The organism is Nonomuraea sp. NPDC049028 (assembly GCF_043197735.1).
GTDB lineage: Bacteria > Actinomycetota > Actinomycetes > Streptosporangiales > Streptosporangiaceae > Nonomuraea.
Window position 1 is genome coordinate 911,008 of sequence record NZ_JBICTR010000001.1, and the last position, 17,872, is coordinate 928,879.

General features: G+C 73.4%; 4 protein-coding genes. All 4 read left to right on the plus strand.

All coding sequences use genetic code 11. The features are described 5' to 3' along the window. The first annotated feature begins 47 nt into the window (after positions 1–47). The 4 genes from ACGFJ2_RS04115 to ACGFJ2_RS04130 all read left to right on the plus strand — a co-directional run bounded on the left by ACGFJ2_RS04115 (position 48) and on the right by ACGFJ2_RS04130 (position 17,872). On the plus strand, positions 48–13,061 hold the full coding sequence (locus ACGFJ2_RS04115; RefSeq protein ID WP_393464423.1) for an SDR family NAD(P)-dependent oxidoreductase: 13,014 nt from the start codon (positions 48–50) through the stop codon (positions 13,059–13,061). A gap of 142 nt (positions 13,062–13,203) precedes the next feature. Continuing rightward, positions 13,204–13,980 carry an ABC transporter ATP-binding protein gene (locus tag ACGFJ2_RS04120; protein WP_393464426.1) on the plus strand — a complete coding sequence of 259 codons (777 nt, stop codon included), beginning with the start codon at positions 13,204–13,206 and terminating at the stop codon, positions 13,978–13,980. After that, a complete protein-coding gene (locus ACGFJ2_RS04125; protein WP_393464429.1) occupies positions 13,980–16,544 on the plus strand; it encodes an FtsX-like permease family protein in 2,565 nt (854 codons plus the stop codon). The genes ACGFJ2_RS04120 and ACGFJ2_RS04125 overlap by 1 nt, the downstream gene beginning before the upstream one ends. A gap of 44 nt (positions 16,545–16,588) precedes the next feature. Continuing rightward, positions 16,589–17,872: an activator-dependent family glycosyltransferase gene (locus ACGFJ2_RS04130; protein ID WP_393464432.1), complete on the plus strand. Its 1,284-nt coding sequence runs from the start codon at positions 16,589–16,591 to the stop codon at positions 17,870–17,872.

Here is a 17,872-nt window from a genome sequence, read left to right on the forward strand (position 1 = left end):
GATGTCAACCGCAAGTCCATATGACACGAGTGAGCGGAGTGTGTGTCTTGAGCGAGCAGCGTCGCTTCCTCGCCGACCTGGTGCACGACCTGACCGTCGAGGTCCTGCGGACCGTGCTCCCAGACGCCCCCGACGCGGTGGATCCCCAGCGCGGCTTCAGGGAACTGGGACTCGACTCGCTGGCCGCCGTCGAGCTGCACGATCGCCTGGCCCAGGCGGTCGGCGCCGAGCTGCCGGTCACGATCGCCTTCGACCACCCCACCCCCGAGGCGGTCGTCGAGTACCTGTTCACCGAGGTGCTCGGGCTGGCCGACACGGAGGCTGACGATACAGAGACAGGGGAAGCCGATCCGGTCACCGCCGGGGCACGGGCGGACGAGCCGCTCGCCATCATCGGCGTCGGCTGCCGCTATCCGGGCGGGATCACCACGCCCGAAGAGTTGTGGCGGCTGGTCGCCGAGAGCGGGGAGACCCTGACCGGGTTCCCCGTCGACCGGGGCTGGGACCTCGACCGGCTGTTCGACGACGACCCGGACGCGCCCAACGCCACCTATGTCCGGTCGGGTCACTTCCTGCACGACGCCGGTGAGTTCGACGCCGACTTCTTCGGCATCAACCCGCGTGAGGCCGTCGCCATGGACCCCCAGCAGCGGCTGGTGCTCGAAGCCTCCTGGGAGGCGTTCGAGCGGGCGGGCATCGACCCGCGCTCGCTGCGCGGCAGCCAGGCCGGCGTGTTCATCGGCGCCGAGCCGCAGGACTACGGTCCCCGGCTGGACAAGGCGCCGGAAGAGGTCGAGGGCTATCTCGTGACGGGCAACGCCCCGAGCGTGGTGTCCGGCCGGATCGCCTACGCCCTCGGTCTCGAAGGGCCCACGCTCACCGTCGACACCGCCTGCTCCGCCTCCCTGGTCGCCCTGCACCTGGCCTGCCAGGCGCTGCGCAACGGCGAGACCGACCTCGCGCTGGCCGGTGGCGTGACCGTGATGTCCACCCCCGGCACCTACACCGCGTTCAGCCGGCAGCGGGTGCTCGCCGCGGACGGCCGGTGCAAGGCGTTCGCCGCCTCCGCCGACGGCACCGGCTTCTCCGAGGGCGTCGGCATCCTCGCGATCGAGCGGCTGTCGGACGCGCGCCGCCGGGGCCACCCCGTGCTGGCGGTCATCAGGGGCTCGGCGATCAACCAGGACGGCGCGAGCAGCGGCCTGACCGCGCCGAACGGTCCTTCCCAGGAACGCGTGATCCGGCGGGCGCTGGGCAACGCGGGCCTGTCCCCGGCCGACGTCGACGTGGTCGAGGCGCACGGCACCGGCACCAAGCTGGGCGACCCGATCGAGGCGCACGCTTTGATGGCGACGTACGGTCGCGACCGGGGCGAACGCGGGCCGCTGCGCATCGGCTCCCTCAAGTCGAACATCGGGCACACCCAGGCGGCGGCCGGCGTCGCCGGTGTGATCAAGATGGCCATGGCCATGCGCCACGAGACGCTGCCGCGCACCCTGCACGTGGACGAGCCGTCGCCGTACGTCAACTGGTCCCTCGGCGAGGTCGAACTGCTCACCGAGAGCCGCCCCTGGCCCGCGGGCGGTGCCCCGCGGCGAGCCGGCGTCTCCTCCTTCGGCGTGAGCGGCACCAACGCGCACCTGATCCTGGAGGAGCCGCCCGTAGCAGCCACCCCGGATGGGGACGGCGGTTCGCCCCCGGCCGTCGTCCCCCTGGTGTTGTCGGGCAAGGCGCCCGAGGCGCTGCGCGCGCAGGCCGCCCGGCTGGCGGCCCATCTGGCGGAACACGAGGACCTTCGCCCAGTCGACGTCGCCCACTCGCTGGTGACCTCGCGCTCGACCTGGCAGCACCGCGCGGTGGTCGCCGCCGGTGACCGGACCGGCCTGCTCGCCGGGCTGACCGCGCTGTCCGAAGGCGAGCCCGCCGCGGAGGTGACCGAGGGCGAGGCCACCGCGGAGCGCCGCGTGGTCTTCATCTTCCCCGGCCAGGGCTCGCAGTGGGCCGGCATGGCGGTGGACCTCCTGGACACCTCGCCGGTCTTCGCCCGGAGCATGGCGGAGTGCGCGGCGGAGATCGAGACCCACGTCGACTGGCGGCTGCTCGACGTGCTGCGCGGCGAGCCGGGCGCGCCCTCGCTGGACCGGCTCGAGGTCGTCCAGCCGGTGTTGTTCGCGGTGATGGTGTCGGTGGCCGCCCTGTGGAAGTCGCTGGGCGTGCGGCCCGCCGCCGTCGTCGGCCACTCCCAGGGCGAGGTCGCCGCCGCGTACGTGGCCGGCGGGCTGTCCCTGGCCGACGCCGTACGCGTGATCGTGCTGCGCAGCCGCCTGTTCGCCGAGCGCCTGGTGGGCAAGGGCGCCATCGCGGCCATCGCCGCGGCGGCCGGCGAGGTGGAGGAACGGCTGGCCCGCTGGGACGGACGGCTGTCCATCGGGGCGAAGAACGGCCCCTCGTCGTGCACCGCGGTGGGCGATGAGCAGGCGCTCGCCGAGCTCGTCGCCGAGTACGAGGCGGCGGGCGTCCGCGCCCGCCTGCTGGCCAGCACCGTCGCCTCCCACTGCGACCAGGTCGACCCGCTGCGCGAGGAGCTGACCCGGCTGCTCGAAACCGTGTCCCCGACCACGGGAGAGGTGCCGTTCCACTCCACCGTCACGGGGCGGCTCCTGGACACCGGCGAGCTGACCGCCGACTACTGGTTCCACAACGCCCGCCAGCCGATCGAGTTCCAGGCCGTGATCGAGGAGCTGCTCGCCGGGGGACACGACGCGTTCCTCGAAATGAGCGCCCATCCGGTGCTCGTGATGAGCGTGCAGGACACGATCGACGAGGCCGGGGCCGACGCGTTCGCCGGCGGCACTCTGCGCCGCGGGGAAGGCGATCTGCGCCGCGCGCTGACCTCGGTCGCGGAGGCGTACGTGCGTGGCGTGGCCGTCGACTGGGACGCCCTCCTCCCCGGCGCGAACCTGGTCGAGCTGCCCACGTACGCCTTCCAGCACCGCCACTACTGGCTGGAGACCCGCACCTCGGCCGGCGACGTCGCCTCGGCGGGGCTGACCGACGCCGGCCATCCGCTGCTGGGCGCGGCCGTGACGCTCGCCGAATCCGGTGGCGCCCTCCTGACCGGACGCCTCTCGGTCCAGCTGCACCCCTGGCTGGCCGACCACGCGGCCGCGGGCACGCCGCTCCTGCCCGGCACCGCCTTCGTCGAACTCGCCATCCGCGCGGGCGACCAGGTCGGCTGCGGGCTGCTGGAGGAGCTGACGCTGGAGGCCCCGCTGGTCGTACCCGAGCGCGGCGGGGTGTGGCTGCAGGTGTCCGTCGGAGCGCCCGAGGACGCGGGACGGCGCGGCATCACCGTGCACTCACGGGCGGAGGACGCCCCGGCCGACGCGCCGTGGATCCGCCACGCGAGCGGGTACGTCGCCCCCGACGTCGCCCCCGAGGTCTTCGACCTGGCCCAGTGGCCGCCGGAGGGAGCGACTCCCGCGGAGCTGGACGGCCTCTACGACCGGCTCGCCGACGCCGGCTACGGCTACGGCCCGCTGTTCCAAGGGCTGAAGGCGGCCTGGCTGCGCGGTGACGAGGTCTTCGCCGAGGTCAGGCTGCCCGAGCAGGCGACCCGCGACGCCGAACTGTACGGCCTGCACCCGGCGCTGCTCGACGCGGCGCTGCACGCGGGGTCGCTGCTGGACCCCGCCGACGACCGTCTGAGCCTGCCCTTCGCCTGGACCGGCGTGTCCCTGCGCGCCACGGGCGCGGCGGCCGTACGGGTCCGGCTGTCGCCGACGGGCCCCGACACCCTGTCGCTGTGGCTGGCCGACGCCTCGGGCGCGCCCGTCGCCACGGTGGACTCGCTGGTCTCGCGGCCGGCCTCGGCACAGCAGCTCTCCGCCGCCTCGGTGGCCCACGGCGATTCGCTGTTCCGCGTCGAGTGGACGGCGGCGCCCGCCGCTCAGCCGACGCCGGCCGGGGGCGCCGCGGTGCTCGGGCCGGACCCGTACGGCTTGCGCCGGGCGGGCGTCGCGAGCGCCGCGTACACGGACCTGGCGGCGCTGACCTCGTCGAATCCGCTCCCCGACACCGTGTTCGTGAGCTTCCGGTCGGACAGCGTGAGCTTCTCGCCGGACGGCTCCGCACCGTTCGTGAGCGTCGGGCCGGACGGCTCCGCACCGCTCGTGAGTGTCGGGCCGGACGGCTCCGCACCGGGAGAAGTGGTGGGTGGCGCGCGGTCGGCCACGCATCGGGCGCTGGGGCTCGTACAGGCCTGGCTGGCCGATGAGCGGCTGAGCTCGGCGCGGCTCGTCGTGGTGACCCGTGGCGCGGTGGCGGCGGGGCCCGACGCGGAGGTACGTGACCTGGCGAGCGCGCCGGTCTGGGGCCTGCTGCGGTCCGCGCAGTCGGAGCACCCCGGCCGGTTCGTACTGCTGGACCTTGACGACTCCGAGGTGCCGGTGCCCGCCGTGCTGGCGGCGCTCGCCGAGCCGCAGCTGGCCGTGCGATCCGGCGAGGTGCTGGTGCCCAGGCTGGCCCGCGCGGCCACCAAGGACACGCTGGCCCTGCCCGTGGGCGTCGCGGAATGGCGCCTGGACGCGGCGGTCAAGGGCAGCCTGGACGGCCTGTCCCTGGTTCCCTGCCCGGAGGCGGCTCGGCCGCTGGGGCCGGACGAGGTGCGGGTGTCGGTGCGGGCGGCCGGTCTCAACTTCCGCGACCTGGTCGTCACCCTCGGCATGGTGCCCGAACACGGCGAGCCCATCGGCGGCGAGGTCGCGGGCGTGGTGCTGGAGGTCGGGTCGGCCGTGGCCGATCTGGCGCCCGGTGATCGAGTGCTGGGGCTGCTGGACGGCGCGTTCGGTCCGGTAGGAGTGACCGATCGGCGGTTGCTGGCGCCCATGCCCGCCGGTTGGTCGTTCGCGGAGGCGGCGTCGGTGCCGGTGGCGTTCCTGACCGCCTACTACGGCCTGGCTGATCTGGCCGGCCTTAAACCGGGTGACCGGGTGCTGGTGCACGCGGCCGCCGGTGGGGTCGGCATGGCGGCGGTACAGCTCGCCCGGTCGTTCGGCGCGGAGGTGTTCGGTACGGCGAGCCCCGGCAAGTGGGCGGCGACGACCCTGGACGACGCGCATGTGGCCTCCTCGCGGACACTGGAGTTCGCGCAGAAGTTCGGCCAGGTCGACGTGGTGCTCAACTCGCTGGCCGGCGAGTTCACCGACGCCTCCCTGGACATGGTGGCCTCGGGCGGCCGGTTCCTGGAGATCGGCAAGACCGACCTGCGCGAACCCGGCCAGGTCGCCGACGCGCACCCCGGCCTGCGTTACCTCCCCTACTCCCTGATGGAGGCCGGTCCCGACCGCCTGGGCGAGCTGCTGGCCGAGGTGATGGCCCTGTTCGAGCGGGGCGCGCTGGAGCTGCCGCCGGTCCGGGTCTGGGACGTGCGGCGGGCCGGCGAGGCGCTGCGGTTCATGTCGCTCGCCCGGCACACCGGCAAGATCGTGCTGTCGATGCCGCCCACGTTCGGCGGCGGCGGGACGGTGCTCGTCACCGGTGGCACGGGCGGCCTGGGCGCGCTGGTGGCCCGTCATCTGGTGACGGTGCACGGCGTACAGGATCTGCTGCTCGTGAGCAGGTCCGGGATCTCGGCCGCCGGAGCGCCGGAGCTGCTGGAAGAGCTGTCCGGGGCGGGCGCGCGGGTGCGCGTCGTGGCCTGCGACGTGGCGGATCGGGCGGCCTTGGCCGAGCTGCTGGCCGAGGTACAGACTCCGCTGCGCGGGGTGGTGCACACCGCCGGGGCGCTGGACGACGGCGTGGTGGCCGCGCTGACGCCGGAGCGCGTGGACGCGGTGCTGCGGCCCAAGGTCGACGGGGCGTGGAACCTGCACGAGCTGACACGGGAACTCGACGTCTCGGCGTTCGTGCTGTTCTCCTCCGCGGCCGGTGTCCTGGGCGATGCCGGGCAGGGCAACTACGCGGCGGCGAACGTGTTCATGGACGCGCTGGCCGCGCACCGGCGCGCGCACGGCCTCGCCGCCGTATCGCTGGCCTGGGGCTTCTGGGAACAGCGCAGCAACATGAGCGCCCATCTGCAGGACACCGACATAGCGCGGATGGAGCGGTCGGGCGCCCGTGGCCTGTCCTCCGAGGACGGGCTGGCGCTCTTCGACGCCGCCCTGACGGTGGACGAGGCCCTGCTGGCGCCGATCCGCCTCGACCTCGCCGCGATGCGCCGCGACCCCGCCGGGGTCCAGCCGATGCTGCGCGGCCTGGTCCACGCGCCCGCGCAGCGCAACGTCGCGGCGGGCGCCGTACCCGGCGGTGTCGCCTCCGCGCTGGAGCAGCAGCTGGCCGGGCTGCCCGAGAGCGACCGCGACCAGGTGCTGGTCTCCCTGATCCGGGCGCAGGCCGCCACCGTGCTCGGCCATGCCGACGCCGGCTCGGTGGACGCCGGCCGGGCGTTCAAGGAGCTCGGCTTCGACTCGCTGACCGCCATCGAGCTGCGCAACCGGCTCAACGCCGCCACCGGGCTGCGGCTGCCCGCGACGCTGGTCTTCGACTATCCGACGCCCGCCGCGCTCGCCCAGCACATCAAGGGCAGGCTGCTCGGCGCGGCGGCCCCCGTCGCGCCGGTCGCCACCCCCGCCGCCTCGCTCGACGACGATCCGATCGCCATCGTCGGGATGGGCTGCCGCTATCCCGGCGGCGTCGACTCGCCGGAGGCGCTGTGGCGCATGCTCGCCGAAGGCCGGGACGCGATGTCGGAGTTCCCCGCCGACCGCGGCTGGGACCTGGAGCGGCTCTACGACCCCGACACCGAGAACGCCGGCAGCAGCTATGTGCGGGTCGGCGGCTTCGTGTACGAGGCCGGGGACTTCGACGCGGCATTCTTCGGCATCTCGCCACGTGAGGCGCTGGCCACCGACCCGCAGCAACGGCTGCTGCTCGAAGCCGCGTGGGAGACCCTCGAACGCGCGGGCATCGACCCCGGCGACCTCAGGGGCAGCTCGACGGGCGTGTTCGTCGGCGCCTCCGCCACCGGCTACGGCACCGGGCCCGGAGCCCTGCCCGAAGAGGTGGAGGGATACCTGATCACCGGCAACTCCAGCTCGGTGATGTCCGGCCGCGTCGCCTACGCGCTCGGCCTGGAGGGTCCGGCCGTCACCTTGGACACGGCGTGCTCGTCGTCCCTGGTCGCGCTCCATCTGGCCTGCGAGTCGCTGCGCCGCGGCGAGAGCACGCTCGCGCTCGCCGGTGGTGTGACCGTGCTGTCCACGCCGGAGATCTTCGTGGAGTTCAGCCGGCAGCGGGGTCTGGCGCGGGACGGGCGCTGTAAGGCGTTCGCGGAGGCGGCGGACGGTACGGCGTTCGCCGAGGGTGTGGGTCTGCTGCTGCTGGAGCGGCTGTCGGACGCGCGCCGCAACGGCCACCAGGTGATGGCGGTCGTGCGAGGGAGCGCGGTCAACCAGGATGGTGCCAGTAATGGGCTCACCGCGCCGAACGGGCCGTCCCAGCAACGGGTCATCCGCCAGGCGGTGGCCAACGCCGGTCTCGGCCTGGCCGACATCGACGCGGTCGAGGCCCACGGCACCGGCACCACGCTCGGGGACCCGATCGAGGCGCAGGCGCTGCTGGCCACGTACGGACAAGACCGTCCGGAGGATCGGCCGCTGTGGCTGGGCACGGTCAAGTCCAACATCGGGCACACCCAGTGCGCCGCCGGCGTCGCCGGTGTGATCAAGATGGTCCTGGCGATGCGGCACGGCGTACTGCCGAAGACGCTGCACGTCGACGCCCCGTCCTCGCACGTGGACTGGTCGGCGGGCGCGGTGTCGCTGGTGACCGAGGCGACCCCCTGGCAGGACCGCGACGGGCGGCCACGCCGGGCGGGCGTGTCGTCGTTCGGCATCAGCGGGACCAACGCGCACGTGGTGATCGAGGGCGTTCCCGCCGAGGAGCCGGTCCCCGCTGAGGTGCCGGTTGCCGATGTACCGGTACCGGTGGTGGTCTCCGCGCGTGGCGCGGACGCGGTGCGGGCGCAGGCGGAGCGGCTGCGGGACTTCGTGGCGGCCTCCGAGGACGTGGGCCCCGCGCAGGTGGGGTACTCGCTGGTCAGAACGCGGTCGCTGCTGAGCCATCGGGCCGTCGTGGTGGCGGCCGATCGGGCGCAGCTGGTCGCGGGTCTGGCGCGGGTCGCCGAAGGGGCCGAGCCGGTCGACGTCGTGAGCGGTCCCGGGGACACCGAGGGCGCCGGGCTGGGCTACATGTTCACCGGCCAGGGGAGCCAGCGGGTGGGGATGGGCCTGGAGCTGACCAGGGCGTTCCCCACGTTCAAGGAGCACCTGGAGGCGGTCGCCGCGGGCTTGGACCACCACCTGGACGTGCCCCTGACCGAGGTGATGTGGGGCAGGCCGGAACTCCTCGACCAGACGCAGTACGCCCAGACCGGGCTGTTCGCCCTGGAAGTGGCCCTCTATCGGCTCCTGGAGTCGTGGGGGATGGCGCCGGACTACCTGATGGGCCATTCGGTGGGCGAGCTCGCGGCGGCGCACGTCGCGGGCGTGCTGTCACTGGAGGACGCGTGCGCGCTCGTGGCGGCGCGGGGCCGGCTGATGCAGGGGCTCCCGCAGGGCGGGGCGATGCTCGCGGTCGCGGCGGGAGAGGCAACGGTCGCCAAGCTGCTGGCCGAGCTCTCCGACGTGGCGGGCCAGGTGGAGATCGCCTCGGTGAACGGACCGGCCTCGATCGTGGTCTCGGGCGACGAGCCCGCGGTGGAGCGGGTGGCGGCGGAGTTCGGCCGGCGCGGGCTGAGATGCCGGCGGCTGCGGGTCAGCGACGCGTTCCACTCCCACCGCATGGAGCCGATCCTCGGCGCCTTCGGTGAGGTGGCCGCCGGACTGGAGTACCAGGACGCGAAGATTCCGGTGGTGTCGAACCTGACCGGTGAGCCGGTGTCGCGGTTCTCGGCCGAGTACTGGGTGCGGCACGTGCGGGAGCCGGTACGGTTCGCCGACGGCGTCGCCTTCCTGCGCGAGCGGGGCGTACGGACCCTCCTGGAGCTGGGTCCCGACGCGGTGCTGTCGGGGCTGGTACAGGAAGGCGCCTCAGAGCGGGAAGCCGCGCCGGTGGCGGTGCCGCTGCTGCGGCGAGACCGGGACGAGGCCGGGCAACTGATCACGGCCGTCGGCCGGGCGTACGCGCGCGGCGCGGAGGTGGATTGGGACACCTTCTTCACCGGAGCCGGGCGGGTGGATCTGCCCACCTACGCCTTCCAGCGCCGGCACTACTGGCTGAAGCTCGCCCACCACGGCGGCGATCCCGCCTCGCTCGGGCTCGAGGCCGCGGCTCACCCGCTGCTGGGCGCCGCGGTCGAGCTGCCCGACACTGGTGGGTCGCTGTACACCGGCAGGCTCTCGCTCGCCGGCCACCCCTGGCTGGCCGATCACCGGATCCTCGGCACCGTGCTGGTTCCGGGCACGGCCTTCGTCGAGCTCGCCGTCGCGGCCGGTCACCAGGCCGGGTGCGACCTCGTCGAAGAGCTGACCCTGGAGGCTCCCCTCGTACTGGGGGAGCGGGACGCCGTCACGATCGAGGTGATCGTCTCCGGGGCGGACGACTCGGGCCGCCGTACGGTGACCGTCTACTCGCGGGCCACCACGGGCGAACGGCCCTGGACCCGGCACGCGACCGGGACGCTCGCCGTCGCGGACCAACGAGCCGCCTTCGACCTGGCCGAATGGCCGCCGCCCGGCGCCACGCCCATCGACGTCGGCGACCTCTACGCGCGGCTGGCCGTCGAAGGCACCGAATACGGGCCCGCCTTCCGCGGGCTGCGCGCGGCCTGGCGGCGCGACGGCACGGTGTTCGCCGACATTGAGCTGCCCGACGGCGTGGTGGCGGACGCGGGCAGCTTCGGCCTGCATCCCGCGCTGTTCGACGCCGTGCTGCACGCCATCGGGCTGGCGACCGAGGATCCCCGGGACGGCAGGGCGATGGCGCCTGGGGATCCTCGGGTTGAGCTGCCCTTCAGCTGGACCGACGTCAGCCTGTACGCGACCGGCGCCACCGCCGCCCGCGTCCAGGTGTCCGCCGACGGCTCGGGCGCGCCGCTGCTGACCGTGGCGGACGCGACGGGCGCGCCGCTGGCCAGCGTGGGCTCGCTGGCCATGCGGCCCGTCTCCGGCGACGGGCTCGGCGCCGGCCGGAGCGGGGCGGGCGCCTCGCCGTACCAGGTGAAGTGGACGCGGGTGGCCGTCGGCGGCCCGCACGAGGACTGGGCGGTGCTCGGCGCCGACGACGGCGAACTGCTCACGGGCCTGCGCGCCGCGGGACTCTCCGCGCGCGCCGTCCCGGACCTGGACGCACTGGCCGCACTGACCCCGCCGCCGACGGCGGTGCTGGTCCGCGCCGGGTACGAGCCTGCGGGGCTGGTCTCCGCAGGACGCGAGCCCGTGTCGGCGGATCCCTCGGCGGACGCGCGCGAGCTGACCGGCCGCACGCTCGGCCTGCTGCAGGGCTGGCTGGCCGATGAGCGCTTCGGCGGCGCCAAGCTGGTGCTGGTGACCGGTGACTCGGTGCGCACCGGTGCCGACGACGACACCCCCGATCTGGCCCACGCCCCCATCTGGGGTCTGGTACGTGCCGCGCAGGCCGAGAACCCCGGCCGGTTCCTCCTCGTAGACGTGGACGGCACGGATGCCTCCTTCCGGGCGCTGCCCACCGTACTGACAGGTCAGGAGCCTGAGCTGGCCCTTCGCGACGGCGACGCGCTCGCGCCACGGCTGGCCAGGACCGGCGAGGACGGCCTGCTGAAGCCGCCGGCCGGTGCGGAGTCCTGGCATCTGGAGATCACCGAGCCGGGGACGATCGACGCCCTGGCGGCGACCGCCTGCGACGCGGCCCGGCGGCCGTTGGAGGAGTTCGAGGTACGCGTGTCCATGCGGGCCTGCGGACTGAACTTCCGCGACGTCCTGATGGCCCTCGGCATGTACCCGGGCGAGGCGTCCATCGGCGGCGAGGGCGCCGGCGTGGTCGTCGAGGTCGGCTCCGGCGTCACCCGGTTCGCTCCAGGAGACAGGGTGTTCGGGCTGTTCGAGGGTGGTTTCGGGCCCTATACGGTGACCGATCACCGGATGATGGTGCACATGCCGGACGGCTGGTCCTTCGTGGACGCGGCCGCCGTGCCGGCCGTGTTCGCGACCGCTTACTACGGGCTGGTCGATCTGGCCGATCTGCGGGCGGGAGACCGGGTGCTGGTGCACGCGGCCGCCGGTGGGGTCGGCATGGCGGCGGTGCAGCTCGCGCGGTGGCTGGGCGCGGAGGTGTTCGGTACGGCGAGCCCCGGCAAGTGGGCGTCGCTGCCGCTGGATGAGGAGCATGTGGCCTCGTCGCGGACGCTGGAGTTCGCGGCGAAGTTCGGCCAGGTCGACGTGGTGCTCAACTCGCTCGCGGGTGAGTTCACCGATGCCTCCCTGGGCATGCTGGCTCCCGGTGGCCGGTTCGTGGAGATGGGCAAGACCGACATCCGGGACGTGGAGACGATCGCCTCCGGCGTCCGTTACGCGCCCTTCGACCTCTCCGACGCCGGGCCGGATCGGACCCAGGAGATCCTGACCGAGCTGGTGAAGCTGTTCGAGGAAGGCACCTTCGCACCCCTCCCGACCCGTGTCTGGGACGTGCGACGCGCGCCCGAGGCGTTCCGGTACATGGCGCAGGCCCGGCACACCGGCAAGATCGTGCTGACCGTGCCCGCGCCGATCGGCGGAGTCGGCACCGTGCTCGTCACCGGCGGCACGGGCGGGCTCGGCGCGCTGGTGGCCCGGCATCTGGTGGCCGCGCACGGCGTACGCGACCTGCTGCTGGTCGGCCGCAGGGGGCTCGACGCCCCGGGCGCCGAGCGGCTGCGCGCGGAGCTCACCGAGCAGGGGGCCCGCGTCGAGGTCGCGGCGTGCGACGTCGCCGACCGCGACGCGCTCGCGGGGCTGCTCGCGGGCCGTCCCATAACCGCGGTCGTGCACACGGCGGGCGTCGTGGCCGACGGCGTCATCGGCTCGCTCACGCCCGCGCAGGTGGACACGGTCTGGCACCCCAAAGCCCGCGCAGCCTGGCATCTTCACCAACTCACGAAAAATCTGGACCTGTCGGCGTTCGTGCTCTTCTCCTCCTCGGCCGGCACGCTCGACGCCGCCGGGCAGGGCAACTACGCGGCGGCCAACGCCTTCCTCGACGCGCTGGCCGCGCACCGCAGGGCGGCCGGTCTGCCGGGGCTCTCGCTGGCCTGGGGCATGTGGGCGCCGGAGGTGGGCGGCATGACCGCCCAGCTCGGCGAGGCCGATCTGCGCCGGCTGCGTCACTCCGGCCTGCTGCCGCTGTCGGCCGAGGCGGGGCTGGCGCTGTTCGACGAGTCGCTCGCGCTCGACGAGGCCGCGCTGGTGCCGATCCGGCTGGATCTCGCGGCCGTCCGGTCGCGGGAGGAAGGGCCGCCGCCGATGCTCCGGGGCCTGGTCACCGCCCCTGTCGGGCGGGCGCCCGCCACGGCCTCGGTCACGGCCCCCGCCGCCGCGCCCGTCTCGTTGACGGACCGGCTGACCCCGCTGTCCAGGGCGGCGCGTGACCGCATGCTGCTGAGCCTGGTACGTACCCATGTCGCCGCCGTGCTCGGCCACGACACCGAGGACCCGGTCGATCCGGTGCGGGGGTTCAAGGAGCTGGGGTTCGACTCGCTGACCGCGGTCGAGCTGCGCAACCGGCTGAGCGCGGCGGCGGACGTACGCCTGCCCGCCACGCTCGTCTTCGACTACCCGACACCGGAAGCCGTTGCCGCCTTCATCAAGGCCGAACTGCTCGGCGACGACGACACGGCCGCCGAACCGCTGGAGGCCGAGCTGGCCGAGCTGGAACAGGCGCTGGACCGGCTCGTACCGGATCCCGACGGGCACGCGCGGATCACCGCCCGGCTCAAGGCGCTCACGGCGAAGTGGGCCGAGGCGCACGGCCGGACGGAGGACCCGGCGGAGCCGACGCTCGCATCGGCCAGCGCCGAAGAACTTTTCAACATTCTCGACAAAGAATTCTGATGCCATGTCATGGCCGCCGACAAAGAGTCCTATTTTCCGTCCCGAGTACCGTTCATGCCACCGAACCATCCCTGAAGAGGAGGGCCCGGATGGCCCTTCAGGCCGATGCGCGGAATATGAATCGGTGATTAACATCCGTTCTATGAGCAGACCTGCGGACAATCCAAGGAGCGAAGAGGGCGACATCGTGCGGTTGAATTCCGTACGACAGACGTACCACACGAGGAAGGGCAGCTTCGAGGCGCTGAGCGGCGTCACGATCGGCTGCCGGAAACGGGCGCTCACCGCGGTCATCGGGCCGTCGCGGTCCGGCAAGAGCACGCTGCTGCGCTGCGCGTCGGGGCTGGAGCGGCCGGCGTCAGGGTCGGTGCTCCTCGACGGCGAGGAGCTGACCGACCTCGACGACGCGTCGCTGACCAGGCTGCGGCGTGACCGGCTCGGCTTCGTCTTCCAGGGGTCCAATCTGCTGCCCGCGCTCAACGTGGCGGAGAACATCGCGCTGCCCGGCTACCTGGCCGGCCGGAGCGTCGACACCGTCCTGCTGGACCGGGTGATCGCGCAGATCGGCCTGACCGACCACCTGCACGACCTGCCGCACCGCCTGTCCTTCGCCGAGCAGCAGCGGGTGGCGGTCGCGCGGGCCCTCGTCGGCCGGGCGCCGGTGATCTTCGCCGACGAGCCCACCTGCGCGCAGGACAACGAGGGCGTCGGCCAGGTGCTCGGCCTGCTGCGCGAAGCGGCGCGGGCGGGACAGACAGTGGTGGTGGCCACGCACGACTCGCGGATCGCGGCCTACGCCGACCACGTCTTCTTCATGGCCGGCGGCCGGGTCGTGGAGGAGCTGGAGCTCCCGCCCAGCAAGGCGGCGGCGGAGCGGATGGCCCACCTGGCGATGTGGGACCGGGGAGAGCCGTCCTGATGTGGCGCCTGGCCCTGCGCACTCTGTCCCACCGCAGGGGCGCGTTCTCGGCGGTGCTCGCCACGGTCTTCGCCGCCACCGCCATCGTGGCGGCGTGCGCGGGGCTGATGGCGGCGGGGATCCAGGCCGCGTTCCCGCCCGAGCGGCTGGCCGGCGCCGCGGTGGTGGTCGCGGGCGACCCGTCCTACCGGCTGCCGGACGCCGACCCCCGCGACGACGACGTCGAATGGGCGAGCCTGTCCGAGACCGTACGCCTGAGCCGGTCCCTGCTGGAGACCGTACGGGCGGTGCCCGGCGTCGCCGACGTCATCGGCGACGTCTCCATCCCCGTCACCATGCTCGGCGGGGACACGCCCCGGGCCACGGGGCACGAATGGACCTCCGCCGGGCTGCTGCCGTACGAGCTGCGGTCCGGCACCGCGCCCGCGACGGCCGGAGACGTCGTGCTGGACGCGGCGCTCGCCGCGCGATCGGGCAGCCGCGTGGGCGACCGGATCCAGGTCGTGGCCCGCGGCGCCGTAGCGACCTTCCGGGTGACCGGTGTGGTCGCCCCGGCGGCGGGACGTACGGCCACGGCGGCCGCGATGTTCTTCACGCCCTACGACGCGCGGTGGCTGTCCGGCCATCCGGACTCGGTGGACGCGATAGCCGTGATCCCCGTGCCCGGGACGGGCGAGCAGGCGCTCGCCGACCGGGTGCGCGCCACCCTGCGCGGCCAGCCCGCGGTGACGCTCACCGGGGACGACCGGGGGCTCGCGGAGTTCGCGCAGGCGCGCGCCGGCCGCGAGAACCTGATCACCATCGCCGGCCTGATCGGCGGCACGACGCTCCTGGTCGGCATGCTCGTCCTGGTCAGCACCATGAAACTCCTGGTCGAGCACCGGGCGCCGGAGCTGACACTGCTGCAGGCGATGGGCACGCCGCCGCGCCGCGTCCGCCTGATGATGTTCGGCGAGGTGACGACGATCGCGGTGGTCGCCACGGTGGCGGGCACGGTGCTCGGCGGCCACCTCGGCGGTCAGTTGTTCGGGCACCTGGTGCGCGACGGGGTCGTACCGGCGGCGCTGCGGTTCGACCCGGGCTGGCTCCCGGCCGCGCTCGCGGCCGCGGTGTGCCTGTGCACCGGGCTGGCGGCCGCCTTCTTCCCGATCTGGCGGGCCGCGCGACCTCGCCCCGCCACGGCGCTCAGCTCGGTGCCGCAGGACCACGGGCTCGACCGGGCGCGCGCGGCGCTCGCCCTGATCTGCCTCGGCGTGGTGGGCACGACGATCTGCTCGGCCATGGTGATGATCCGCTCCGCCGCGGTGAGCGTCGCCTGCCTCGCCGCGATCGTGGTGATCCTCGGCGTGGCCGTGGTGGCGTCCAGGATGACGAAGGCGATGAGCGGGCTGGTCGGCCGGGCCGTACGCGCCCGGCCCAGGACGATCGGCCGCCTCGCCCTGCTCAACAGCTGCGCCCGGCCGTTCGGCATGGCCACCGCGATCCTGCCCATCATGCTCGCGACCGGCATCAGCACCGCGAACATCTATCTGCAGATGACGCAGGCCGACCAGGTCCGGCAGGTCCGCCTGGAGGACCTGCGGGCCGACCACGTGATCACCGGCGGCCTCGGTCCCGGCCTGCTCGGCCGCGTCCGGTCCGTCCCAGGGGTCATGGCCGCGTCGGAGCTGGCGACCAGCAGCGGGTACGTCGAGAGGCCGTACGACCCATCGCAGAGCGAGCACGGCTGGCCGCTCCTGGGCCTCACGGCGGACGGCGCGGCCGGGGTCACGGACATCTCCCTCACGGCGGGCACGCTCACCGGGCTGCGTGGCGACTCCGTCGCCCTCACCCGGCAGCACGCCCGCGAGCTCGGCAAGGGGATCGGCGACGCGATCACCCTGCGGCTGGGCGACGGCGCCAGGGTGGACCTGAGGGTGGTCGCGCTGCTCGCGGACCGGCCCGGCGGCGAGATGATCCTGATGCCCGCCACGCTGCTCGCCGCCCACACGACCGCCGGCTCGCCGACCCAGATCCTGGTCCGGGAGGCGCCTGGCACCGACCCGCGGAAACTGCGCGCCGACCTCGTCGAGGCGACGGGCCGCCTGCCCACGCTGCGGGTCAGCGACGGCATCGGGCCGTCCACGACCGCCGTCGAGCAGGGGCGGACCCGGGCCTGGATCAACTACCTGTTCACCGGAGTGATCATCATCTTCGCCGGCATCTCGGTGATCAGCGCCCAGGCGATGGGAGCCGGCTCGCGGCGCAGGGAGTTCCGTCTACAGCGCCTGATCGGGTTCACCCGTGGCCAGATCCTGCGCATGGTGGGGATCGAGGCCGTGGTGGTCGCCATGGTCGGCGTCGTGCTCGGCACGGCGGCGGTCGCCCCCATCCTGATTCCGTTCGCCATGGCGGTCAACGGCTCACCGATGCCCCCGGGGCCGGCCTGGGTCTATCTGGCCGTGATCTGCTCCGCCACGCTGTCCGCCCTGGTGGCCACGCTGTCTCCCGTGTGGGCGATCATCCGGCCGCGCACAGGGGAGCGTGAGGGGTCCCCTAGGGGTCGGGCGGTCATCCGCGCATAGGTAGCGTCCCATTCGACGCGATAAATAATTTGGAGGAATTGTTCATGCGTGTTCTGTTCACTCAACACGCGGCAAACGCGCACCTCTTTCTCATGGTCCCCATCGCCTGGGCGATGAAAGCCGCGGGCCACGAAGTAATCGTCGCCGGCCAGCCGGACATCGTCGACGCCATTACCCGGACCGGCTTGACCGCTTTATCGGTCGGCGGAAAGTCCGACGTGGCCGGGCGACTGGCGGAGACACCACTTGACCGGCAGATATACGGCTCCGGATACGACATCGCGGAGGAGCGCCCCGAGGTGCTCACGTACGAGTACGTCCGCGACTGCCTGGACGCCTTCTGCTCCCCGATGGCCCTGGACTTCATCACCGACGAGTCCATGTACGCCGACCTGGTCGCCTTCTGCCGGAGCTGGCAGCCCGACCTGGTGGTCTGGGACTCCATCACCTTCCCGGGCCCCGTGGCCGCCCGGGCCTGCGGCGCGGCACAGGTACGGACCACCTTCGGCCGCGACCACTGGGCGCGGATGCGCTCGCTGTTCCTCCGGCTGCGCGCGGAGCAACCGGACGATCCGCGTGAGGACCCCGTGGTCGAGTGGATCACGGCGAAGCTGGCCGCGTACGGCTGCGACTTCGACGAGGAAGTGATCCTCGGCCAGGCCACGGTCGACTCCATGCCGGCCTGGCTGCGCTTCCCCGGCGAGGACGACCACCTGCGCGTCCGTTTCATCCCCTACAACGGCCCCTCGACCATCCCGGCCTGGCTCAGAGAGCCGCCGTCCCGGCGACGCGTCTGCTTCACCCTAGGGGTGTCCGGCAGGGAGGTCTGGGGCGGGCGCGGCAGCGTCAAGGCCGCCGAGCTGTTCGAGGCCGTGGCCGACCTGGACGTCGAGGTGGTCGCCACCCTGAAGGAGAACCAGCTGGACGGCGCGAAGGTCCCGGCGAACGTCCGCATCGTGGACTTCGTCCCGCTCAACTCCCTGCTGCCCGGCTGCTCGGCCATCGTCCACCACGGCGGCACGGGGACCACCTGCACGGCCATCACCCATGGCGTGCCCCAGCTCATCGTCCCCGCCCAGCTCTACGACGAGACGGGCATGGCCCTTCAGATAGCCCAGCAGGGAGCGGGCCTGGTCATCGAGCCCGATCAGCTCTCGGCGCGGACACTGCGCGACGGGCTGGTGCGGCTGCTGGAGGACGAGGGGTTCCGGCGGAACGCGGTCCGGATCCAGCAGGACATGGCGAAGACGCCGACCCCCGCCGACAGCGTACGTGATCTAGAAGAGCTGGTCGCCCGTCACCAGGCGGCTTCCCCGACCCGGAGATGA